Source organism: Micromonospora sp. NPDC047707 (genome assembly GCF_040704235.1).
GTDB lineage: Bacteria > Actinomycetota > Actinomycetes > Mycobacteriales > Micromonosporaceae > Micromonospora.
Map to the genome: position 1 here is coordinate 20,969 of NZ_JBEYSU010000009.1, position 20,838 is coordinate 41,806.

Sequence of the window (20,838 nt, forward strand, 5' to 3'; positions counted from 1 at the left end):
GGCGCGGTCGGCCGGCCGGTGGGCGGCTACCCTTGGGCATCATGAGCGTTCCGTCCACCACGCCGCGCCCCGCCGCGGCCAACCCGTCGGTCTGGTCCCGCCTGGAGCCGCTGCTGCCCCAGGTGACCAAGCCCATCCAGTACGTCGGTGGCGAGCTGGGGGCGGTGGTCAAGGACTGGGACGCGGCGGCGGTGCGCTGGGCGTTGATGTACCCGGACGCGTACGAGGTCGGCCTGCCCAACCAGGGTGTGCAGATCCTCTACGAGGTGCTCAACGAGCTGCCCGACGTGCTGGCCGAGCGGACGTACGCGGTCTGGCCGGACCTGGAGAAGCTGATGCGCGCCCACGGCGTGCCGCAGTTCACGGTCGACGCGCACCGCCCGGTCCGCGACTTCGACGTGTTCGGCGTCTCCTTCTCCACCGAGCTGGGCTACACCAACCTGCTCACCGCGATCGACCTCGCCGGCATCCCGCTGCTCGCCGCCGACCGCACCGACGCCGACCCGGTGATCGTGGCCGGCGGGCACGCCGCGTTCAACCCGGAACCGATCGCCGACTTCGTCGACGCCGCCGTGCTCGGCGACGGCGAGGAGGCGGTCCTGGAGATCACCACGATCGTCCGGGAGTGGAAGGCCGAGGGTTCCCCGGGCGGACGCGACGAGCTGCTGCTGCGGCTGGCCCGCACCGAGAGCGTCTACGTCCCGCGCTTCTACGACGTGGACTACCTGCCCGACGGCCGGATCCAGCGGGTCGTGCCCAACCGCCCGGACGTGCCGTTCCGGGTGCACAAGCGCACGACGATGGACCTGGACGCCTGGCCGTACCCGAAGAAGCCCCTCGTCCCGCTGGCCGAGACGGTCCACGAGCGGTACGCGGTGGAGATCTTCCGAGGCTGCACCCGCGGGTGCCGGTTCTGCCAGGCGGGCATGATCACCCGCCCGGTGCGCGAGCGGTCGATCACCACGGTGGGGCAGATGGTGCAGCAGGGGCTGGAGTTCTCCGGCTTCCACGAGGTGGGCCTGCTGTCACTGTCGTCGGCCGACCACTCGGAGATCGGCGACATGTGCTCCGGCCTCGCCCAGCAGTACGAGGGCACCAACGTGTCCCTCTCCCTGCCGTCGACGCGGGTGGACGCGTTCAACATCGAGCTGGCGCAGGAACTGTCCCGCAACGGCCGGCGGACCGGTCTGACCTTCGCCCCCGAGGGCGGGTCGGAGCGGATCCGCAAGGTGATCAACAAGATGGTGTCGAAGGAAGACCTCATCCGCACCGTGGTCACCGCCTACACCAACGGCTGGCGGCAGGTGAAGCTCTACTTCATGTGCGGCCTGCCCACCGAGACCGACGAGGACGTCCTCGAGATCGCCGACATGGCGCACGAGGTCATCCGGGCCGGCCGGGCGGCGACCGGCTCGAAGGACATCCGCTGCACGGTGTCGATCGGCGGGTTCGTGCCGAAGCCGCACACCCCGTTCCAGTGGGCGGCGATGGAGCGGCCGGAGGTCATCGACGGCCGGCTCAAGCTGCTCAAGCAGGCCATCAACGCCGACCGGTCGCTGGGCCGGGCGATCGGCTTCCGCTACCACGACGGTGAGCCGTCGCTGATCGAGGGCCTGCTGTCCCGCGGTGACCGCCGGGTCGGCGCGGTGATCCGGAAGGTCTGGGAGAACGGCGGCCGCTTCGACGGCTGGAGCGAGCACTTCTCGTACCAGCGGTGGGTGGACGCCGCCGCCGAGGCCCTGCCGGCCTTCGGCGTCGACCTCGACTGGTACACCACCCGGGAGCGCGAGGAGCTGGAGGTCCTGCCCTGGGACCACCTGGACTCCGGCCTCGACAAGGACTGGCTCTGGCAGGACTGGCAGGACTCGCTCAGCGAGTACGAGCAGGACGACTGCCGGTGGACCCCGTGCTTCGACTGCGGCGTCTGCCCGTCGATGGACACGGAGATCCAGATCGGTCCCACCGGGAAGAAGCTGCTCCCGCTGACCCCGATCAACGGCCTGCGGGTCCCCAGCGGCACCCCGCAGTAGCCCCGGGGCCGGCGACCGCCGCCGGCCCGGACATCCGAGGAGCACGACGATCAGTAGGAAACCACAGCCGGAGGGCGGGCAGGCGCCGGTCGTCCAGCGCATCCGCATCCGGTACGCCAAGCGGGGGCCGCTGCGGTTCACCTCGCACCGGGACTTCGCGCGCGCGTTCGAGCGGGCGCTGCGCCGGGCGGGTGTGCCGATGGCGTACTCCCAGGGCTTCACACCCCACCCCAAGATCTCGTACGCCAGCGCGGCGCCCACCGGCGTGGCGAGCGAGGCGGAGTACCTGGAGATCGGGCTGCGCGACGCGGTCGACCCGGCCGCGCTGCGCGGCGCGCTCGACGCCGCTCTCTCGCCCGGGCTGGACGTGCTCGACGCCGTGGTCGCGACGGGCGGGAGCCTCGCCGACCGGATCCAGGCGTCGCACTGGCGGATCGAGCTGCCCGAGGTCGACGCCGCCGTGCTGCAGAAGGCGGTGGCCGCCTTCAGCGCCGCCGACGAGGTGCTGGTCGAGCGGATGACCAAGCAGGGCCGGCGCACCTTCGACGCCCGGGCGGCGGTCAACTCCATCGATGTGATCACGCCGGTCGAGACGCCTTCCGGGGTCCCGGCGGTACCGTGTGCGATACTCGAACTGGTCGTGCGGCAGGTCACCCCCTCCGTACGGCCCGATGACGTCCTTTCCGGCCTCCGCGTGGTGGCCGACCTGGAGCCGCCGGTCTCACCGAGGGTGACCCGGCTGGCACAGGGCACGCTGACCGCGCAGGGTGCGATCGCGGATCCGTTGGAAGCGGACCGCGACGGGGCAACCATCGACGGGCACTGACCGACGGTCGGTGCCCGGCTAGGCAGACTTCGGCGGTCGCGCGGCTCGCGCGAACGGCGGAAACACCTTTTGCGGCGACCCTGCGTGGCAGCGCTCACCCGCGCCCGGGGCAGCCAGAACTGGAGAACGCCCATGCTCGAGAACGAGCCCGAGGGCGGCGAACGCACCGGCTCCCAGCCGGTTGGCGAGACCGCCGCACACCACACCGCCCAGGGCGGTGCCCCCACGAACCCCGCCGACCCGTCGGCGGGGAGCGGGAACCCGGCCGCCGGCGAGCCCGCCGCGGCCAGCCCGGACGAGCCGGCGGGCGACGCCCCCGGTGCGTCGACCGGCCCCGCCCCGGGCGAGCTCGCCGACAGCGGCGTCGCCGAACTGGGCCCGCCGTCGACCCCCCGCAAGCGCGCCAGCCGGCGGCGGGTCGCCCCGGTGACCCAGCCCGAGCAGACCGAGGCCCCGGTCGAGGCCAGCAGCGACGCCGTGCCGGGCAGCGGCGAGGCCCCCCAGGCGGAGGTGCTCGCCCCCGTGTCCGGTGACGGGGAGCCGCCCGCGAAGGCGACGCGCCGCCGCCGCAAGGCCACCACGACCAGGGCCGCCGAGGAGCCCCTCACCGTGGCCGCGGCGGAGGAGGCCGGGGCGGACGTCGTACCGCCGGTGAAGGTGACCCGTACCCGACGCAAGAAGGCGGCCCCCGCGGCCGCCGAGCCGGCCGCGGAGACCCCGGCCGACGCCGCCGGGATCGGCATCGAGGCCGCGCCGGCGGAGCCGGTGGCGGCCGAGGCCGGCGCGACCGGTACCGAGGTCGAGCCGGAGGCCGGCACCGAGTTCGGCGCGGCGCAGCCCGCTGCCGGCGGCGCCGCAGAGGCGCCCTCCGGGGTGTCCGCCCCCGCCGAGGAGGCCGAGCCGGAGCGCCCGACGCGGCGCCGGCGGGCGGCCCTCTCCGCGCCGACGGTGCTGTTCATGGCCCCGCAGCCGGAGGAGATCCCCGCCGCGCGGACCGTCGAGGAGCCCGCCGCCGAGGAGGCGGCCGAGCCGCCGCGCCGCCGCCGGCGCGGTCGCCGCGACGTCGAACCGGTCGAGCCGGTCGAGCCGGTCGAGGCCGTCGAGGTCGTCGAGGTCGAGGAGGAGCCGACCGAGGAGGCCGTCGAGGTCGCCGAGGACGAGGACGAGGACGAGACGGCCGCCGGCCGTCGGCGGCGCCGGCGCGGCCGGCGTGGCCGCGGCCGGGGCAAGGGCGGTGCCGACGAGGCCGAGGACGAGGAGGCCGAGGAGGCCGCTCAGGCCGAGGCGGAGGAGCCCGAGGCCGAGGAGGACGAGGAGCCCGAGGCCGAGGACGGCGACGGGCTGACCCGCCGCCGCCGGCGCCGGCGCCGGCGGGGAACGGGCGACGTCGAGGCGGCCACGGACGACGGCGTGCCGACGGTCGTGAAGATCCGGGAGCCGCGCCGTACGGTCGACGAGGTGCAGGGCGTCTCCGGCTCCACCCGCCTGGAGGCCAAGCGCCAGCGGCGCCGGGACGGCCGTGAGCAGCGGCGTACCCGCCCGCCGATCCTCAGCGAGGCCGAGTTCCTGGCCCGGCGGGAGGCGGTCGACCGGGTGATGGCCGTCCGCCAGCGCGGCGACCGTACGCAGATCGCCGTCCTGGAGGACGGCGTGCTGGTCGAGCACTACGTGACCCGCAACTCGGCCGCCACGATGGCCGGCAACGTGTACCTGGGCAAGGTGCAGAACGTGCTGCCCAGCATGGAGGCGGCGTTCGTCGACATCGGCCGGGGCCGCAACGCCGTGCTGTACGCGGGCGAGGTCAACTGGGACACCACCGGCCTGGAGGGCCGGGCCCGGTCGATCGAGCAGGCCCTCAGGTCCGGTGACTCGGTGCTGGTGCAGGTCACCAAGGACCCGATCGGGCACAAGGGCGCCCGGTTGACCAGCCACGTGGCGCTCTCCGGCCGGCACCTCGTCTACGTCCCGGGTGGCAACGCGTCCGGGATCAGCCGCAAGCTGCCGGACAACGAGCGCAAGCGCCTGCGGGACGTGCTGAAGAAGCTGGTCCCGGACGGTGCCGGCGTGATCGTCCGCACCGCGGCCGAGGGCGCCAGCGAGGACGAGCTGGCCCGCGACGTCAAGCGGCTCCAGGCGCAGTGGGAGGACATCCAGGCCAAGGCCGCCGAGGGCGGCGCCCCGGTGCTGCTCTACGAGGAGCCCGACCTGGTCATCCGCGTCGTCCGGGACCTCTTCAACGAGGACTTCCGGGAGCTGGTGATCGAGGGCGAAGGCGCGTACGGCATGGTCGAGTCGTACCTGTCGCACGTCTCGCCGGACCTGGTCGCCCGCCTGCGCCGCCACCTGGGCGCGAGCGACGTGTTCGCCGAGTACCGGATCGACGAGCAGATCCTCAAGGGCCTGGACCGGAAGGTCTTCCTCCCCTCCGGCGGCCACCTGGTCATCGACCGGACCGAGGCGATGACCGTGGTGGACGTCAACACCGGCAAGTACACCGGTGCCGGCGGCAACCTGGAGGAGACGGTCACCCGGAACAACCTGGAGGCCGCCGAGGAGATCGTCCGCCAGCTGCGGCTGCGTGACATCGGCGGCATCGTGGTGATCGACTTCATCGACATGGTGCTGGAGTCGAACCGGGAGCTGGTGCTGCGCCGGCTGACCGAGTGCCTCGGGCGGGACCGCACCAAGCACCAGGTCACCGAGATCACCTCGCTCGGCCTGGTGCAGATGACCCGCAAGCGGATCGGCGCGGGCCTGCTGGAGGCGTTCAGCGAGACCTGCGAGTGCTGCAAGGGCCGGGGCCTGATCATCCACACCGAGCCGGTGCCGGAGAAGGCCCGCCCGGGCGGCGCGGGGGAGAAGGTCAAGGCCGTCGCCTCGGCCGCGCCCGTCGCCGAGGCGGGCGCCCCGTCCCGCCGCCGCGGCCGTAAGAGCGTCCCGGCGGAGCGGACGGTGGTCGAGGTCACCGAGGACGAGAGCCCGGCCGACATCATCGGCAGCACCGACGCCACCGGCGCCACGACGACCGCGTCGGACGCCGACTACTACGACACGATGGGCTACGACCTGTCCCGGTACGAGACGGAGACGCCGGCCGCGCCGGACATCGCCGACAGCCAGACCGGCGACTCGGCCCGGCTGGCGGCGCCCGACGACCCGGACGCGCTGGGCGACGACGAGGAGTCCGAGGGCGGCTCCGGCCGGCGACGGTCCCGGCGCGGTGGCACCCGCCGGCGTACCCGCCCCTGACCGATCGGCTCACGACAGGGCTCCCGCTCCGGCGGGGGCCCTGTCGTCGTGTGCGGCCGGGTAGGGTGGGCTCTTCGGGCGGGCCCGGTTTGGGAGTCGGCCCGACCATGGCGTACGCTTGCCTGCGGCGCACTTTGGTGTGCCGAGTTCCCGCGTGCCCACGCCGCCGTGCCTCTGCTACCCGGCGAGCCGCCGTGGGAACGACCGCCAGCAGCCTCAACGACAGGGAGTCCGCCTCCGATGTACGCGATCGTCAAGACCGGCGGCAAGCAGTACAAGGTCGCCGAAGGCGACGTGATCGAGGTCGAGAAGCTCGTCGGTGCCCCCGGCGACGCGGTGAAGCTCGCCGCGGTGCTCCTCGTCGACGGTGACGACCTGGTGACCGACGCGGCGAAGCTTGCCAAGGTCGAGGTGTCCGGCGAGATCGCCGCGCACACCAAGGGCCCGAAGATCCGGATCCACAAGTTCAAGAACAAGACCGGCTACCACAAGCGCCAGGGTCACCGCCAGCCGCTGACCCAGGTCAAGGTGACCGGCATCTCCAGCGGGAAGTAGGTCGTCCTCCAATGGCTCACAAAAAGGGTGCGTCCAGCTCGCGTAACGGCCGTGACTCCGCGGCCCAGCGGCTCGGCGTGAAGCGCTTCGGTGGTCAGGTCGTGAGCGCGGGTGAGATCCTCATCCGCCAGCGCGGCACCAAGTTCCACCCGGGTGACCTGGTCGGCCGCGGCGGAGACGACACGCTCTTCGCGCTGGCCGCCGGCGCGGTCCAGTTCGGCACCAAGCGCGGCCGCAAGACCGTCAGCATCGTGCCGCAGCAGTAGTTCGAAGGCGTTGCGGGCCGCGGACCTCGGGTCCCGGCCCGCTTCGCTTTTTCTCGTGCGGGGGCGTACCTCGCTGGAAGGATTGGTGGCGTGACGACGTTCGTTGACCGGGTCGTCCTGCATTTGCAGGCCGGCGACGGCGGGCACGGCTGCACCTCGATCCACCGGGAGAAGTTCAAGCCCTTCGGCGGGCCCGACGGCGGCAACGGCGGGCACGGCGGCAGCGTCTCCCTGGTGGTCGACCCGCAGGTCCACACGCTGCTCGACTTCCATTTCCGCCCGCACGTCAAGGCAGCCAACGGCAAGGGCGGCGCCGGCTCGAACCGGGACGGCGCGAACGGCGCCGACCTGGTGCTGAAGGTGCCGAACGGCACGGTCGTGCAGGCCCTCGACGGCACGGTGCTGGCCGACATGGTCGGCGCCGGCACCACCTTCGAGGTGGCCCGGGGCGGCCGTGGCGGCCGGGGCAACGCGGCGCTGGCCAACGCCCGCCGCAAGGCGCCCGGCTTCGCCGAACTGGGCGAGCCCGGCGACGTGATCGAGGTGGTGCTGGAGCTGAAGAGCGTCGCCGACGTCGGCCTGGTCGGCTACCCGTCCGCCGGCAAGTCGTCGCTGATCTCGGTGATCTCGGCCGCCAAGCCGAAGATCGCCGACTACCCGTTCACCACCCTCGTGCCGAACCTCGGCGTGGTCCGGGTGGACAACCACACCTTCACCGTCGCGGACGTGCCCGGCCTGATTCCCGGCGCGGCCACCGGCAAGGGGCTCGGCCTGGAGTTCCTCCGGCACATCGAGCGCTGCTCGGTGCTGGTTCACGTGGTCGACACCGCGACGCTGGAGACGGACCGCGACCCGGTCGCCGACATCGAGACGATCGAGGCGGAGCTGACCGCGTACGGAGGACTCGCCGACCGGCCCCGCCTGGTCGCGCTCAACAAGGTCGACGTGCCGGACGGGCGGGACCTGGCCGAGATCGTCCGGCCCGACCTGGAGGCACGCGGCTTCCGGGTGTTCGAGGTCTCCGCCGCGACCCGCGAGGGGCTCAAGGAGCTCATGTACGCGATGGCGGAGCTGGTCGAGGTCGCGCGGGCCGCCGCGCCGCCGGCCGAGCCCACCCGGATCGTCATCCGGCCGACGGCGGTCGACGACGCGGGCTTCACGATCGAGGCCGCCCCGGACGGCGCCTGGGTCGTGCGGGGCGTCCGACCCGAGCGGTGGGTCCGGCAGACGAACTTCGACAACGACGAGGCGATCGGCTACCTGGCCGACCGGCTGGCCCGCCTGGGCGTCGAGGAGAAGCTCGGCAAGGCCGGGGCGCAGGCCGGCGACCTGGTGCGCATCGGGGAACGCGAGTTCGACTGGCAGCCCACCCTGTACGCCGGCGCCGACTTCGTCCCCGGCGTCCGCGGTGCCGACATCCGGCTGGAGGACAAGGCGCACCGGCCCAGCGCCGCCGAGCGGCTGGCCGCCCGCAAGGCCCGGCGGCAGCGGCCGGCCGACGAGGTCGAGGCGGGCGAGCCGGAGCAGGACGCCGAATAGCTCGGTGCGCTCCGTGACCGGGTCGACTGCCCGCAACCTGCGCGACAGACGCCCGGCTTAACGTCGGGTGATGCTGATCACGGCACGTACCGCCAGCGATCCGGAACTCGCCGCCCTGGTGGCGGCCCAGCACCGTGAGCTGCGCGACAGCGGCTTCGCCGGTACGTCCGGCGCTCCGCCGGAGGAACTCCGTTTCCTGGTGGCGGTCCTCGGTGGCCGGGCGGTGGCGTGCGGCGGGCTGCGGGCCCTCGACGACGGGAGCGGCGAGCTGCACCGGCTGTACGTCCGGCCGGCGTACCGGGGAAGGGGCATCGCCCGGCAACTGCTGGCGGCGCTGGAGGAGATGGCCTTCCGGTCCGGTCACGCGCTGGTCCGGCTGCGGACCGCCGGGCACCTGGCCGGCTTCTACGCGACGTGCGGTTACCGGCGCATCCCCGGGTACGGCGAGCCGGACCCGTACACCGTCTGCTTCGCGAAGCGGCTGCCGGTCGCGGCCTGACACCGGCGGGCGGGTCGGGACCGGGGCGTGGCCACCGGCGGCCGTCATGCCGGCGGTGCCGGACGCCCGCCGTCAGACGTCAGGGCCGGTCGAACGGCGTGTCGAGCCGGCCGCCGGTGCCCACCCGGTCGGAGAGCAGGAGCCCGAGGGCGAGCATGCCGAAGCCGAGGAAGAGGTGCAGCCAGTTGGCGGCGTCGTTGACCGGGATGAGGTTCGCCGCGCTCTCCTGGTTGACAGCGAGGCCGTAGAGCCAGAGGCCGAGGTAGAGGGCGCCGCCACCGGCCAGGAAGAGCCGCGCCCCGGCGATCCGCCGGGCCAGGATCAGACCGACCAGGCCGAACCCCAGGTGCAGGATGTTGTGCAGGACCGACACCTGGAAGAGACCGAGCAACTTCGCCTCCGAGTGGTGCCCGGCGAACCGCATGCCGTCGTAGTCGGTGGTGACCCCGGGAACGAACCCGAGCACCCCGAGCAGGACGAAGAGCCCGGCCACAGCGAGGGCCGCGAGCTGGACCCGGGTCCTCGACCCGCCGCGTGCGTTCCGCGCCATCGCTGCACCTTTCGTGGATCCACGGACCGCTGTCCGTGGCGCCGGGGGGCGCGGATCGCCCGCACTCTCCGTGACGGCGACGTCCGGACCCGACGATCCTCCATTTTGAAGTCCGCCCGGGTCGCTCCGCAGAGAAATCGCCGATCAGGCATGGAAGCGGAAACGCAGGGTAGGGATTCGTCGGCGGCGGTACGACCGTCGCCGTACCCCCCAGAATCGACCGCGCCGGTCATCCGAGCGGAAGGGACATCATGACCTACGATCTGTCACCTACGTCGTCCACGTACGGGTCGGAGTCCACGAACGGGGGCGGGGTGCGCGAGCAGGCCCGCCAGGTGGGCTCGGAGGCCAAGCAGGCCGGTGCGGCGGTCGCCGAGACCGCCAGGGAGCAGGGCCGGGAGGTCGCCGGCGAGGCCCGGCGGCAGGCCCGGAACCTGTACGGCGAGGCGCGCAGCCAACTCGCCAGCCAGACCGGTGAGCAGCAGCGCCGCGCCGCCGGCGGGCTCCGCTCGCTGGCCGACGAGATGCGAACGATGGCCGAGCAGGGCGGCCAGGCCGGCCCGGTGAGCGAACTCGCCCGCCAAGCCGCCGACCGCGTGCACGGCGTGGCCGGCTGGCTGGAGCAGCGCGAGCCCGGCGACATCATCGCCGAGGTGCGCGACTACGCCCGCCGCAACCCGGGCACCTTCCTGGTCGGCGCCGCCGTGCTCGGCGTGCTCGCCGGCCGGCTGACCCGCAACATCTCGGCCGCGAGCGACTCCGACGGTCAGGGCGCCCACGGCCCCGACCACGACCCGGAGCGCACCGCCGTCATCCCGACCGCGCGGGCGGTCCCGGACCAGATCCCGCCGGGCGGCTACCTGGACCCCACCCCGGGCGCGTACGTGGACCCGCAGACCACGACCAGCTACGCCGACCCCGCCGGTGGCACCGGGCAGCCGCTGCCCCCGCCGGCCGCGACCGACCCGCTGCCCGGTGTGCCGACGAGCGGGACCACCCGTCCGTGACCGGCCGAGTCATCCGAAGGGAGGCGGCGGCATGACCACGCCGGGATATCACCCGCACGACGCGGACGAGGTCCGCAACAGCTCCATCGGTGAGCTGATGCGCCAGGTCACCAGCGACCTGTCGACGCTGATGCGGCAGGAGGTGGAACTGGCCAAGGCCGAGATCCGCGAGGAGGGGAAGAAGGCGGGCAAGGCGGCCGGGTTCTTCGGCGGCGCCGGCTTCGGTGGCTACATGGTGGCCCTGTTCCTGTCGATCGCCCTCTGGGCCGGGCTGTCCAACGTGATGGACGCCGGCTGGGCGGCCCTGATCGTCGCCGTCCTCTGGGGCGCGATCGCCGCCGTCCTCTACTTCATGGCGAAGAAGAACGCGGAGCGTATCCGCGGCCTCAAGCAGACCAACGAGAGCGTGCAGCGGATCCCCGACGCGCTCAAGCCCCACCCGCAGGAGGTCACCCGATGAGCACGGACCCGGAGCAGATCCGCCGGGAGATCGAAGCCACCCGCAGCAACCTGAGCTCCGATGTGGACGCGCTGGCGTACAAGGTCAGCCCGTCGCGCATCGTCGACGACCGTAAGCAGCGGGTCCGCGGCGCGCTGCAGAATGTGAGGGACAAGGTGATGGGAACCGCGTCGGACCTCGGCCACAACACGAAGCACGGCGCCCACGCCGTCGGCGACCGCGCATCCTCGGCGGCCTCCACCGTCGGCGACAAGGCGCACTCGGCCGCCTCGACGGTGAGCGACGCCGCGCACCGGGCGCCGCAGGTGATCCGGCAGAAGTCCGAGGGCAACCCGCTCGCCGCCGGCCTGATCGCGTTCGGCGTCGGTTGGCTCGCCTCCTCGCTGATCCCGGCCACGCAGCGCGAACAGCGGGTGGCCACGCAGGTCAAGGAGCGTGCCGGTGAGCACGCCGGGGTGGTCAAGGAGAAGCTGACCGAGGTCGCCCAGGAGGTCAAGGAGGAACTGCGCGAGCCGGCGCAGCAGGCCGCCGAGTCGGTGAAGTTCACCGCCCAGGACGCCGTGCAGACGGTCAGGGACGACAGCAGGTCCGCGGCCCAGGACGTCCAGGGCCAGGCCCAGCAGTCCCGCGAACAGGTGCGCCCCTGACCCTGGTGTCGCCGTACGCCGCAGCTCGCGGCCACGTCTCTGGAAGAGGTGGCCGCGAGCTGTCGCGTACGTCGCGCCGCTCCGCGATCGTGCACTTCTGGCCGTCGAATGCCCGGATCACCCCGACCTGAGCGGGCAGGAAGGGCACGATCGTGGGGGTGGAGCGGGGGCGGCCGGCTTCGTTTCGGGGGCCTTCTCCCGGGTAGCGCTGGCGTGAGGCGGGCGGCCCAGTCCCGGGCCGCCCGGGTGGAGGAGACGTGATGACCAGCAACGGAACGAGGTGGGCGCTGCTCGGCGCCACCACGGTGACGGCGGTCGGCGTCGGTCGCGCGGTCGCCCGGCGGCGGCACCGGCACCAGCCCGAGCGGCGGAACGGCTGGTACGTGGTGCGGCGCGGGGTGACCGTCGACCGGCCGGTGGAGGCGGTGATCGGATTCTGGACCGACCGGGGGCGGATGGACCGCGCGCTGGCCGAGTGGGCGACCCTGGAGCAGTTCGACGACAACCGGTGGCGCGCGGTGGCGACCGAACCCGGCGGGGTGGGCACGCAGTGGCAGGCCGAGATCACGGTCGAGGGGCGGGGCCGGCTGCGCTGGCGGGTGACCGACGGGCCGGAACAGGAGGGCACGGTCGAGCTGGTGCCCGCACCGCAGGGGCGGGGCACCGAGATCCGCGCTGAGCTGCGGTACCGGTCCGGTCCGCTGCGCCGGGCGATCGGCCTGGCCACCAGCCACGAGCCGGACCTGGCGCTGCGCGACACCCTGCGCCGGGTCAAGTCGCTCGTCGAGTGCGGCCAGGTGATCGACACCCGGTGCGACCCGTCCGGGCGCAGCCCGGAACAGGAGAAGGCCACCGACAAGGTCCGGGAGAAGCTCACGGCGGGAGGACGGGCGTGAAGGCGCTGTGCTGGGAGGGCGTCGGCAAGCTCGCCGTACGCGACGTACCGGAACCGCACATCCGCGCGGAGGGCGACGTCATCGTGCGGGTCCGGGCGAGCAGCGTCTGCGGCTCCGACCTGCACCTCATCAACGGGTTCGTGCCGGCGATGCGGGAGGGCGACATCCTCGGCCACGAGTTCATGGGCGAGGTCGTGGAGACCGGGCCGGGCGTGCGCCGGCTGACCGTCGGCGACCGGGTCGTCGTCGGCTCGGTGGTGGCGTGCGGCGGCTGCTGGTACTGCCGCACCGAGCAGTACTCGCTCTGCGACAACTCCAACCCGCAGCCGGTCTTCGCCGAGAAGATGTGGGGGCACTCGCCCGCCGGCATCCTCGGCTACTCGCACGCCGCCGGCGGCTACTCCGGCAGCCACGCCGAGTACGTGCGGGTGCCGTTCGGCGACGTCGGGGCGTTCAAGGTGCCCGACGGGGTGCCCGACGACTCGGTGGTGTTCGCCTCCGACGCGATGCCGACCGGCTGGATGGCCGCCGACTTCTGCGGCCTGACCGGCGGCGAGGTGGTCGCGGTCTGGGGTGCCGGCGGGGTCGGCCAGATGGCGGCGCGCGCGGCGCAGCTGCTCGGCGCCGAACGGGTGATCATGGTCGACCGGCTGCCGGAACGGCTGGCCACCGCCGCCGACCGGCTCGGAGTGGAGACGGTCAACTACGCGGAGACCGACGTCCTGGAGGCGCTTCGGGAGATGACGGCGGGCCGGGGCCCGGACGCGTGCGTCGAGGCCGTCGGCATGGAGTCGCACGACGTCGGTCCGGCGTACGCGTACGACAAGGCGAAGCAGACCGCCCGGATGCAGTCCGACCGGCCCACCTCCGTGCGGCAGGCGATCATGGCGTGCCGTAAGGGCGGCACGGTCAGCATCGTCGGCGTCTACACCGGGTTCATCGACAAGTTCCCGCTGGGCGCGGCCATGAACAAGGCCCTCGTGCTGCGGATGGGCCAGATGCACGCCCAGCGTTACATCCCCATGCTGCTGGACCGGGTCGCGGCCGGCGAGATCGACCCCGGCTACCTGGCCACCCACCCGATGCCGCTGACCGAGGGCGCGCGCGGCTACGAGATCTTCGAGAAGAAGGAGGAGGGCTGCCTCCGTACCGTCCTGCATCCCTGACGGCCCGCGCCCCGCGCCCCGACCGGGGCGCGGGGCGGGTCAGGCGGTGCGGCGGACGCCGGTGACGACGAAGCCGCTCGCCGGCAGCGTCGGCATCCGGCCGAGGTCCAGGGCCAGGTCCTGCGGCGGTACGTCGTACGCCATGGCGCTGGTCAGGTTGGTCACCGCGCGCTTCATCAGCTCGATGGTGATCCACTCGCCCGGGCACCGGTGCCCGGTGCGGTGCTCACCGCCGCCCTGCGGGATGAAGCTGAACGGGTCGCCGCGCCAACCGATGAACCGATCCGCGCGGAACTCCTCCGGGGAGGGCCAGAGCGCCGGGTCGTGGTTGGTGCCGTACAGGTCGAGCAGCACCCGGCGGCCCTCGGGGAAGTGGTAGCCCTGCCAGTCGAAGGAGCGCCGTACCCGGGCGGCGGTGACCGGGAAGAACGGGTAGTACCGCCGTACCTCCTGCACGAAGCTCTCGGTGGTCTCGTCGCTCTCGCCGACCTGCTCACGCCAGGCCGGGTGGTCGTGCAGTGCCAGGGCCGCGAAGACGACGAAGCGGTCCACCGCGACGGTGGGGCGCAGCACGTTCAGCAGCTCCACCGCGGCGATCCGGCGGGGGAGGAGACGGCCCTCCACATCCCGGTGCTCGGCGACGGCCCGCAGCGCGCTGCCCTCCGGCGCGGGCAGCGTGCCGGCGCGTACCCGCTCGACCAGGTCGCCGGCCCAGCGCTCGCCGCGGCCCCGGGCGAGCAGGCCCCGCCAGTGGTTCGGGCCGATCGCCGCCGGGCTCTCGATCATCGCGTGCAGCTCGGCGGTACGCCGGTTCACCTGCGACTCCGCCAGCGGCACGCCCGCCCAGGCGCAGACCGCCCGGGTGAGGATCCGGGCCACCTCCTGGTAGAGCACCACCGGCCCGGAGCGCTCCCAGACCGGGATCCGGGCCCGCCACTCGTCGTCGAAGAGCTGGCCGAGCCGGCTGATCCCGCTCGGGGTCATGATCGACATGAACATCGCCTTGCGGTCGGCGTGCGGCGCGCCGTCGAGGCCCTGCACCCCGCCGACGCCGGTGAGCGTGCGCTGGGCCCGCAGCGGCATGGCCTTCGCCCGGACGAAGCGCTCGGTGTCGTAGAACAGCTCGGCGGCCGGCCGGCCACGCAGGCAGGTGGTGGTCACCAGCAGGAGCCGGGTGGTGAAGATGTCCGTGCCGTAGCGGTCGCACCGGTCGCTGATGAACCGGTAGCCGGAGCGCAGGAACGACAACGTGCTGTCCGGGCTGCGGTCCACCGGCATCGTCGCCATCGCTCCTCCTGACGCAGCTCGTCCGCCGACCGCTTCTACCCGGGCCAACGCCGCTGAATCCACCCCCACACCGTCGACCGAGGGCTCCGGCGCAGGCGCTAGTCGAGGTCGAACTCGCCGTCCTGGGCGCCGGCGACGAAGGCGTCCCACTCGGCCTGGGTGAACACCAGCACCGGCCCGTCCGGGTCGGCCGAGTTGCGCATGCCGATCAGGTCGTCGACGAACGCGACCTCGACGGCGGCGTCGGAGGTGTCACCCTCGGCCCGCTGCCAGACCGCCCGGGAGAGGTCGAAGTCGCCCTTGGGGTGCGTCGTCATGGTCCAGTCCTCCAGTACCGCAGGTCGGGGGGCGCGGGTCGGAATCCCCATCGGGCAGGATAAGCGGATGCCGAGCCTGACCCGTGTAGAGGCGACCGCGCGCGCCGCGGTGATTACCGTCGAGTCCTACCAGGTGGACCTCGACCTGACCGGCGGCGGCGAGCTGTTCCGCTCGCACGTCACCATCCGGTTCCGGGCGACCCCCGGCGCCGGCACGTTCGTCGAGTGCAAGCCCGCGACCCTGCGGTCGGCCCGCCTCAACGGCACCGACCTCGATCCGGCCGCACTGGACGACAACCGGCTGCCGCTGTCCGGTCTCGCCGCGCACAACACGCTCACGGTCGAGGCCGACATGGCGTACTCGAACACCGGTGAGGGCATGCACCGGTTCGTCGACCCGGCCGACGGCGAGACGTACCTGTACGCGATGTCCTTCCTCGACGACGTGCAGCGCATCTTCGCCGCGTTCGACCAGCCCGACCTGAAGGCCCCGGTCACCCTCACGGTCACCGCCCCGGAGCACTGGACGGTCGCCGCCAACGGCGAGCCGGCCGCCACCCCGCGCCCCGGCCGGTGGGAGTTCGCCCCGACCGCGCCACTGGCCACGTACTTCGTCTCGCTGATCGCCGGGCCCTGGCACGTCCGGCGGGACGAGCACGACGGCGTCCCGCTCGGTGTCTTCTGCCGTCGCTCGCTCGCCGCCCACCTGGACGCCGACATCGACGAGATCTTCACCGTCACCAAGCAGTGCCTGGACCGGTTCCACCAGCTCTTCGCCGAGCGGTACCCGTTCGGCAAGTACGACCAGGCGTTCGTGCCGGAGTTCAACGCCGGCGCCATGGAGAACCCGGGCCTGGTGACCATCCGCGACGACTACGTCTTCCGATCGGCCGTCACCGACAGCCAGCGCGAGCTGCGGGCCACCACCATCGCGCACGAGATGGCGCACATGTGGTTCGGCGACCTGGTGACCATGCGCTGGTGGGACGACCTGTGGCTGAACGAGTCGTTCGCCGAGTACCTGGGCACCCGGGTGACCGCCGAGGCGACCCGCTTCGACAACGCGTGGACGACGTTCGCCATGAAGCGCAAGGCCTGGGGGTACGCGGCCGACCAGCGCCCGTCCACCCACCCGGTCGCGCCGCAGGAGGTGCGCGACGCCGCCGAGGGCCTGCTCAACTTCGACGGCATCTCGTACGCGAAGGGCGCCAGCGTCCTGCGGCAGCTCGTGGCGTGGCTCGGCGACGACGCCTTCCTGGCCGGCCTCAACGCCCACTTCGCGAAGCACCGGTTCGGCAACGCCACCCTCGCCGACCTGCTGGGCAGCCTGTCCACGGCGAGCGGGCGCGACCTGACCGGCTGGGCCGACCGGTGGCTGCGCACGGCGCAGGTCAACACGCTGCGCGCCGATGTCGCCGTCGACGCCGACGGTCGCTACGCCGAGGTGGCGGTGGTGCAAACCGCCCCCGAGTCCCACCCCGTGCTGCGCCCGCACCGGATCGGCGTCGCCCGGTACGCGGCCGACGGCTCCGTCGCGCACACCGAGGTCGACCTGGATCCAGCCGCCGACGGCGGCCGTACGGTGCTCGCCGACCTGGCCGGAACCCCGGCCGCCCGGCTGCTGCTGCCCAACGCCGGTGACCTGACGTTCGCCAAGATCCGCCTCGACCCGGCCTCGGCGGACGCCGTGCCCCTGGTGCTGCCCGGCCTGCCGGACCCGCTCGCGCGGGCGCTGCTCTGGGGCGAGGCGCTGGACGCCGCGGCCGACGGGGAGCGACCCGTCGCCGCCCTGGTGGGGCTGATCACCGCCGCGCTGCCGGCGGAGACCGAGGTGGTGATCGCCGAGGACGTGCTCACGCTGAGCCGTTCGCTGGTCGACCGCTATCTCGATCCGCTCGCCCGGGAGGCCGCCCTGGTCCGCGTCTCCGGGGCCTGCCGCCACCTGTTGGACACCGCTCCCGCGGGCGGGTCGTTGCAGCTCGCGGCGGCCCGGGGCTGGATCGCCGCGACCACCGACGCCGACCTGCTGACCGGCTGGCTGGCCGGCCGGGACGTGCCGCCGGGGCTCGCCGTCGACGCCGAGCTGCGCTGGGCGGTGCTGGGCCGGCTGGTGGTGCTCGGGGCGGCGGGCCCGGCGGAGATCACCGCCGAGGCGGCGGCCGACCGGAGCGCGGCCGGCGCCGAGCGGGCCGCCCGCTGCCGGGCCGCGCTGCCCGACCCGGCCGCCAAGCAGGCCGCCTGGGAGATCGTCGTCGCCGGCACGGAGCTGTCCAACCGGCTGGTCGAGGCCACGGCCGAGGGCTTCTGGCAGCCGGAGCAGGCCGAGCTGACCAGCCCGTACGTGACGCGCTACTTCGCCGACATGCCGGCCGCCGCGCAGCGCCGTACGCCCTGGGTGGCCGACCGGATCGCGGCCCTGGCGTTCCCGCGCTACGCCGTCGCGCAGACCACCCGGGAGGCGGTCGCGGCGCTGCTCGCCCGCGACGACCTCACGCCCGGTCTGCGCCGCCGCGTCGTCGACGCGGACGACGACCTGCGACGCGCCCTGGTCGCCCGCACGGCCGTCGCCGCCGCCGCGGCCTGACCGGTTCCGGCCGGCGCGGGTCCGCCCGTGCCGGCCGGACGGGCCGGGGACGGCCGGGCGGGGGCCCGGCCTAGGATCGCGGGGTGGAGGAAGACATCCGGCGGATCGGGATCATGGGCGGCACCTTCGATCCGATCCACCACGGGCACCTGGTCGCGGCCAGCGAGGTGGCCGACCGCTTCGGGCTGGACGAGGTCATCTTCGTCCCCACCGGCCAGCCGTGGCAGAAGGCCGACGAGCCGGTCAGCCCCGCCGAGGACCGGTACCTGATGACGGTGATCGCCACCGCCTCCAACCCCCGCTTCCAGGTCAGCCGGGTCGACATCGACCGGGGCGGCCCCACCTACACCGTCGACACGCTTCGCGACCTGCACGCCGAGTACGGCCCGAAGGCCCAGCTCTTCTTCATCACCGGCGCGGACGCCCTGTCGAAGATCCTCTCCTGGAAGGACCTGGACGAGATCTTCGAGCTGGCCCACTTCGTCGGTGTCACCCGGCCCGGCTTCGTCCTGTCCGACGCCCACCTGCCCGCCGACACGGTGAGCCTGGTGCAGGTGCCGGCGATGGCCATCTCGTCGACCGACTGCCGCGAGCGCGTCGCCCGGGGCGAGCCGGTGTGGTACCTGGTCCCCGACGGTGTGGTGCAGTACATCGCCAAGCGCCGGCTCTATCGGGCGTGATCTGTCCCGCTATGCGGTTGTTCGTACCCTCGACGCACGGTAACTGACCGGTCGGAACGCGCCGGTGTGTGAGAGGCTTGGAGGGGTCGCACGGATGATCGAAGGAGAACGGTGACAGTTTCCGAACGCGCTCACGAGCTGGCGACGGCCGCCGCGCAGGCCGCCGCCGACAAGAAGGCACAGGACATCGTCATCATCGATGTTGGTGACCAGCTCGCCATCACCGACGCGTTCCTGCTCGCCGCCGCCCCCAACGAGCGCCAGGTGCTCGCCATCGTCGACGCGATCGAGGAGCGGCTGCTCGAACTGCCGGAGAAGGCCAAGCCGGTCCGGCGCGAGGGGGAGCGCGGCGGCCGCTGGGTGCTGCTCGACTACGTCGACGTCGTCGTGCACGTCCAGCACACCGAGGAGCGCGAGTTCTACGCCCTCGACCGGCTCTGGAAGGACTGCCCGCAGATCCCGTTCGTGGACCGGGACCTCGCCGCCGCCGAGTCCGGCGCCGCCGCCGAATGACCCGGCTGATCGTCTGGCGGCACGGCAACACCGACTGGAACGCCACCGGCCGCGTGCAAGGGCAGACCGACGTCCCGCTGAACGACGTCGGGCGGGAACAGGCCCGCAGCACCGCGCCGCTGCTCGCCGCGCTGCGTCCGGACGTTATCGTCGCGAGCGACCTGAGCCGCGCCGCGGACACCGCCGCCGCGCTGGCGGCGCTGACCGGGCTGCCGGTCCGGACCGACGCGCGGCTGCGCGAACGGCACTTCGGGCTCTGGCAGGGCCTCGCCCTCACCGACGCCGCCGAGCGCTACCCCGACGAGTACGCCCGCTGGCGGGCCGGTGACCCGGACCCGGGCGCCGGCATCGAAACCCTCGACGACCTCGGCAAGCGGCTCGGCGCCGCGTTCCAGGACGCCGCCGACGCGGTGCCCGGCGGCACCGTCGTGGTCACCACGCACGGGGGCGGCGCCCGGCAGGGCGTGGGCCAGCTGCTCGGCTGGGACCACAACGTCCTGCGAGCGGTCGGCTCCCTGCAGAACTGCCACTGGACGGAGCTGCGCCACGACGGCGCCCGGGGCTGGCATCTGCGGGCACACAACGTCGGGTTCATCTCCGCGCCGGTCACCGACCCGGTCTGACCCCGGCCGGCCGCGCCGGCGGTCGTCGTTGCCGTCCGGGCTGGCGATGGTACGGCCTCGGCGATCCCCGCCGAGATCGGCTAGCGTTCCGGCATGCCCGTCGCGGTCGTCACCGACTCCACCGCCTACCTTCCCCCCGAGCTGCTGGCCGCCCACCGGCCGACGGTGGTGCCGCTGACCGTCGTGCTGAACGGTGTGGAGGGGCTGGAGGGGGTCGAGACCTTCCCGGCCGACGCCACCCGCGCGCTCAGCGGCCGGCGGGTGTCGGTCAGCACCTCCCGGCCGGCTCCGGAGCAGTTCGCGGCGACGTACCGCCGGCTTCTCGACGACGGCGCCGAGGGGATCGTGTCGGTCCACCTGTCGGCGGAGCTGTCCGGCACGGTCGAGGCCGCCCGGCTGGCCGCCGCCGACATCGGCGATCGGGTGGCCGTGGTGGACAGCCGCTCCTGCGGAATGGGTACCGGCTTCCCGGCGGTCGCCGCCGCCACGGCCGCCGCGAGCGGTGCCGACCTGTCCGGCGTACGCGACGCCGCGCACGACGCCATCGCCCGGACCACGGTCTTCTTCTACGTCGACACGCTGGAGTTCCTGCGCCGGGGCGGCCGGATCAACGCGGCCTCGGCACTGCTCGGCACCGCCCTCTCGGTGAAGCCGATCATGCACATGCCGGACGGCGCGATCGTCCTGAAGGACAGGGTGCGCACCGCCAGCCGGGGCGTCGCGCGCCTGGTCGACCTGGCCGTCGAGGCGGCCGGCGACGCGGACGTGGATCTCGCCCTGCACCACCTGGCCGCCCCGCAGCGCGCCGAGGCGCTCCGGGAGGCGCTGGCCGCCCGGCTGGGCGACCGCCTGCACGACACGTACGTCTCCGAGGCCGGCGCGGTGGTCGCCGCGCACGCCGGACCGGGCCTGGCCTGCGTCGTCGTGCACCGCCGCCCGGGGCCCCTCCGCTGATGCGGCCCGTCGGGCCGCACCGCCGCGGGCCGGGCCGTCGGGCGGTTCCGACGCGGGCCGGGCCGTTGGGCGGTTCCGACGCGGGCCGGCCGACGGGATGCCCCGTCAGTGTGCCCGGCCCGGCCGGCGAAGGTGCTGGTCAGCGGTCGTCGACGACATCGCGGGCGGTAGGGCAGGGCGCGCCACGAGG

At 73.6% G+C, this 20,838-nt stretch carries 20 protein-coding genes; 17 read left to right on the forward strand and 3 right to left on the reverse strand.

The window, feature by feature from the left end; translation table 11 throughout:
- The first annotated feature begins 41 nt into the window (after positions 1–41).
- The 7 genes from AB0873_RS12535 (at position 42) to AB0873_RS12565 (ending at position 8,964) form a co-directional block, all read left to right on the forward strand.
- Entirely contained in the window at positions 42–2,030 is a 1,989-nt protein-coding gene (locus AB0873_RS12535) for a TIGR03960 family B12-binding radical SAM protein (protein WP_155330692.1), read from the forward strand.
- A 106-nt stretch (positions 2,031–2,136) separates the two neighbouring features.
- A complete protein-coding gene (locus tag AB0873_RS12540; protein WP_366599996.1) occupies positions 2,137–2,856 on the forward strand; it encodes a TIGR03936 family radical SAM-associated protein in 720 nt (239 codons plus the stop codon).
- A gap of 132 nt (positions 2,857–2,988) precedes the next feature.
- Entirely contained in the window at positions 2,989–6,105 is a 3,117-nt protein-coding gene (locus AB0873_RS12545) for an Rne/Rng family ribonuclease (RefSeq protein WP_366599779.1), read from the forward strand.
- Positions 6,106–6,345: 240 nt separating this feature from the next.
- Positions 6,346–6,660, forward strand: a complete 315-nt coding sequence (rplU, locus tag AB0873_RS12550; RefSeq protein ID WP_109898987.1) for a 50S ribosomal protein L21 — start codon at positions 6,346–6,348, stop codon at positions 6,658–6,660.
- A gap of 11 nt (positions 6,661–6,671) precedes the next feature.
- Positions 6,672–6,926 carry a 50S ribosomal protein L27 gene (gene rpmA, locus AB0873_RS12555; protein WP_088975624.1) on the forward strand — a complete coding sequence of 85 codons (255 nt, stop codon included), beginning with the start codon at positions 6,672–6,674 and terminating at the stop codon, positions 6,924–6,926.
- 90 nt (positions 6,927–7,016) lie between these two features.
- On the forward strand, positions 7,017–8,465 hold the full coding sequence (obgE, locus tag AB0873_RS12560; RefSeq protein WP_366599780.1) for a GTPase ObgE: 1,449 nt from the start codon (positions 7,017–7,019) through the stop codon (positions 8,463–8,465).
- 70 nt (positions 8,466–8,535) lie between these two features.
- Positions 8,536–8,964, forward strand: coding sequence for a GNAT family N-acetyltransferase (locus tag AB0873_RS12565; RefSeq protein ID WP_366599781.1), 429 nt, complete (start codon positions 8,536–8,538; stop codon positions 8,962–8,964).
- Between the two features lie 79 nt (positions 8,965–9,043).
- Here AB0873_RS12565 and AB0873_RS12570 read toward each other — a convergent pair whose 3' ends face one another.
- On the reverse strand, positions 9,044–9,514 hold the full coding sequence (locus tag AB0873_RS12570; protein WP_366599783.1) for a DUF4383 domain-containing protein: 471 nt from the start codon (positions 9,512–9,514) through the stop codon (positions 9,044–9,046).
- A gap of 251 nt (positions 9,515–9,765) precedes the next feature.
- Here AB0873_RS12570 and AB0873_RS12575 point away from each other — a divergent pair, with 251 nt between their 5' ends.
- The 5 genes from AB0873_RS12575 (at position 9,766) to AB0873_RS12595 (ending at position 13,690) form a co-directional block, all read left to right on the forward strand.
- Positions 9,766–10,521: a hypothetical protein gene (locus AB0873_RS12575; RefSeq protein WP_366599784.1), complete on the forward strand. Its 756-nt coding sequence runs from the start codon at positions 9,766–9,768 to the stop codon at positions 10,519–10,521.
- 31 nt (positions 10,522–10,552) lie between these two features.
- Positions 10,553–10,981: a phage holin family protein gene (locus tag AB0873_RS12580; RefSeq protein ID WP_366599785.1), complete on the forward strand. Its 429-nt coding sequence runs from the start codon at positions 10,553–10,555 to the stop codon at positions 10,979–10,981.
- The gene (locus AB0873_RS12585; RefSeq protein WP_366599786.1) at positions 10,978–11,628 is read left to right on the forward strand and encodes a DUF3618 domain-containing protein; all 651 of its coding nucleotides are present in this window, start codon (positions 10,978–10,980) and stop codon (positions 11,626–11,628) included. Before AB0873_RS12580 ends, AB0873_RS12585 begins: the two co-directional genes overlap by 4 nt.
- A 260-nt stretch (positions 11,629–11,888) precedes the next feature.
- On the forward strand, positions 11,889–12,524 hold the full coding sequence (locus AB0873_RS12590) for a cyclase (RefSeq protein ID WP_366599787.1): 636 nt from the start codon (positions 11,889–11,891) through the stop codon (positions 12,522–12,524).
- Entirely contained in the window at positions 12,521–13,690 is a 1,170-nt protein-coding gene (locus tag AB0873_RS12595) for a zinc-dependent alcohol dehydrogenase (protein ID WP_155330701.1), read from the forward strand. Before AB0873_RS12590 ends, AB0873_RS12595 begins: the two co-directional genes overlap by 4 nt.
- A gap of 39 nt (positions 13,691–13,729) precedes the next feature.
- Here the strand turns inward: AB0873_RS12595 and AB0873_RS12600 are convergent, their stop codons facing one another.
- Both AB0873_RS12600 and AB0873_RS12605 read right to left on the reverse strand, forming a co-directional pair.
- Positions 13,730–14,977 (reverse strand): cytochrome P450, encoded by a 1,248-nt coding sequence (locus tag AB0873_RS12600; RefSeq protein ID WP_366599789.1) that lies wholly within the window; start codon positions 14,975–14,977, stop codon positions 13,730–13,732.
- A gap of 98 nt (positions 14,978–15,075) precedes the next feature.
- Complete coding sequence (locus AB0873_RS12605; protein ID WP_155330703.1) at positions 15,076–15,294, reverse strand: DUF397 domain-containing protein; 219 nt, start codon at positions 15,292–15,294, stop codon at positions 15,076–15,078.
- Positions 15,295–15,361: 67 nt separating this feature from the next.
- Here AB0873_RS12605 and pepN point away from each other — a divergent pair, with 67 nt between their 5' ends.
- The 5 genes from pepN (at position 15,362) to AB0873_RS12630 (ending at position 20,648) form a co-directional block, all read left to right on the forward strand.
- Entirely contained in the window at positions 15,362–17,878 is a 2,517-nt protein-coding gene (gene pepN / locus AB0873_RS12610; RefSeq protein ID WP_366599790.1) for an aminopeptidase N, read from the forward strand.
- A gap of 83 nt (positions 17,879–17,961) precedes the next feature.
- A complete protein-coding gene (nadD, locus tag AB0873_RS12615) occupies positions 17,962–18,558 on the forward strand; it encodes a nicotinate-nucleotide adenylyltransferase (RefSeq protein WP_155330705.1) in 597 nt (198 codons plus the stop codon).
- A gap of 111 nt (positions 18,559–18,669) precedes the next feature.
- Positions 18,670–19,071 (forward strand): ribosome silencing factor, encoded by a 402-nt coding sequence (rsfS, locus tag AB0873_RS12620; protein ID WP_366599791.1) that lies wholly within the window; start codon positions 18,670–18,672, stop codon positions 19,069–19,071.
- Positions 19,068–19,694, forward strand: coding sequence for a histidine phosphatase family protein (locus AB0873_RS12625; protein ID WP_366599792.1), 627 nt, complete (start codon positions 19,068–19,070; stop codon positions 19,692–19,694). The genes rsfS and AB0873_RS12625 overlap by 4 nt, the downstream gene beginning before the upstream one ends.
- A 93-nt stretch (positions 19,695–19,787) precedes the next feature.
- Entirely contained in the window at positions 19,788–20,648 is an 861-nt protein-coding gene (locus AB0873_RS12630) for a DegV family protein (RefSeq protein ID WP_366599793.1), read from the forward strand.
- The last annotated feature ends 190 nt before the right edge of the window (positions 20,649–20,838 follow it).

Coding starts and splice junctions, on each gene's coding strand:
- AB0873_RS12535 (WP_155330692.1), top strand. CDS start 42: ATGAGCGTTCCGTCCACCACGCCGCGCCCCGCCGCGGCCAACCCGTCG.
- AB0873_RS12545 (WP_366599779.1), top strand. CDS start 2,989: ATGCTCGAGAACGAGCCCGAGGGCGGCGAACGCACCGGCTCCCAGCCG.
- rplU (WP_109898987.1), top strand. CDS start 6,346: ATGTACGCGATCGTCAAGACCGGCGGCAAGCAGTACAAGGTCGCCGAA.
- rpmA (WP_088975624.1), top strand. CDS start 6,672: ATGGCTCACAAAAAGGGTGCGTCCAGCTCGCGTAACGGCCGTGACTCC.
- AB0873_RS12565 (WP_366599781.1), top strand. CDS start 8,536: ATGCTGATCACGGCACGTACCGCCAGCGATCCGGAACTCGCCGCCCTG.
- AB0873_RS12570 (WP_366599783.1), bottom strand. CDS start 9,514: ATGGCGCGGAACGCACGCGGCGGGTCGAGGACCCGGGTCCAGCTCGCG.
- AB0873_RS12575 (WP_366599784.1), top strand. CDS start 9,766: ATGACCTACGATCTGTCACCTACGTCGTCCACGTACGGGTCGGAGTCC.
- AB0873_RS12580 (WP_366599785.1), top strand. CDS start 10,553: ATGACCACGCCGGGATATCACCCGCACGACGCGGACGAGGTCCGCAAC.
- AB0873_RS12585 (WP_366599786.1), top strand. CDS start 10,978: ATGAGCACGGACCCGGAGCAGATCCGCCGGGAGATCGAAGCCACCCGC.
- AB0873_RS12590 (WP_366599787.1), top strand. CDS start 11,889: ATGACCAGCAACGGAACGAGGTGGGCGCTGCTCGGCGCCACCACGGTG.
- AB0873_RS12600 (WP_366599789.1), bottom strand. CDS start 14,977: ATGGCGACGATGCCGGTGGACCGCAGCCCGGACAGCACGTTGTCGTTC.
- AB0873_RS12605 (WP_155330703.1), bottom strand. CDS start 15,294: ATGACGACGCACCCCAAGGGCGACTTCGACCTCTCCCGGGCGGTCTGG.
- pepN (WP_366599790.1), top strand. CDS start 15,362: ATGCCGAGCCTGACCCGTGTAGAGGCGACCGCGCGCGCCGCGGTGATT.
- AB0873_RS12625 (WP_366599792.1), top strand. CDS start 19,068: ATGACCCGGCTGATCGTCTGGCGGCACGGCAACACCGACTGGAACGCC.
- AB0873_RS12630 (WP_366599793.1), top strand. CDS start 19,788: ATGCCCGTCGCGGTCGTCACCGACTCCACCGCCTACCTTCCCCCCGAG.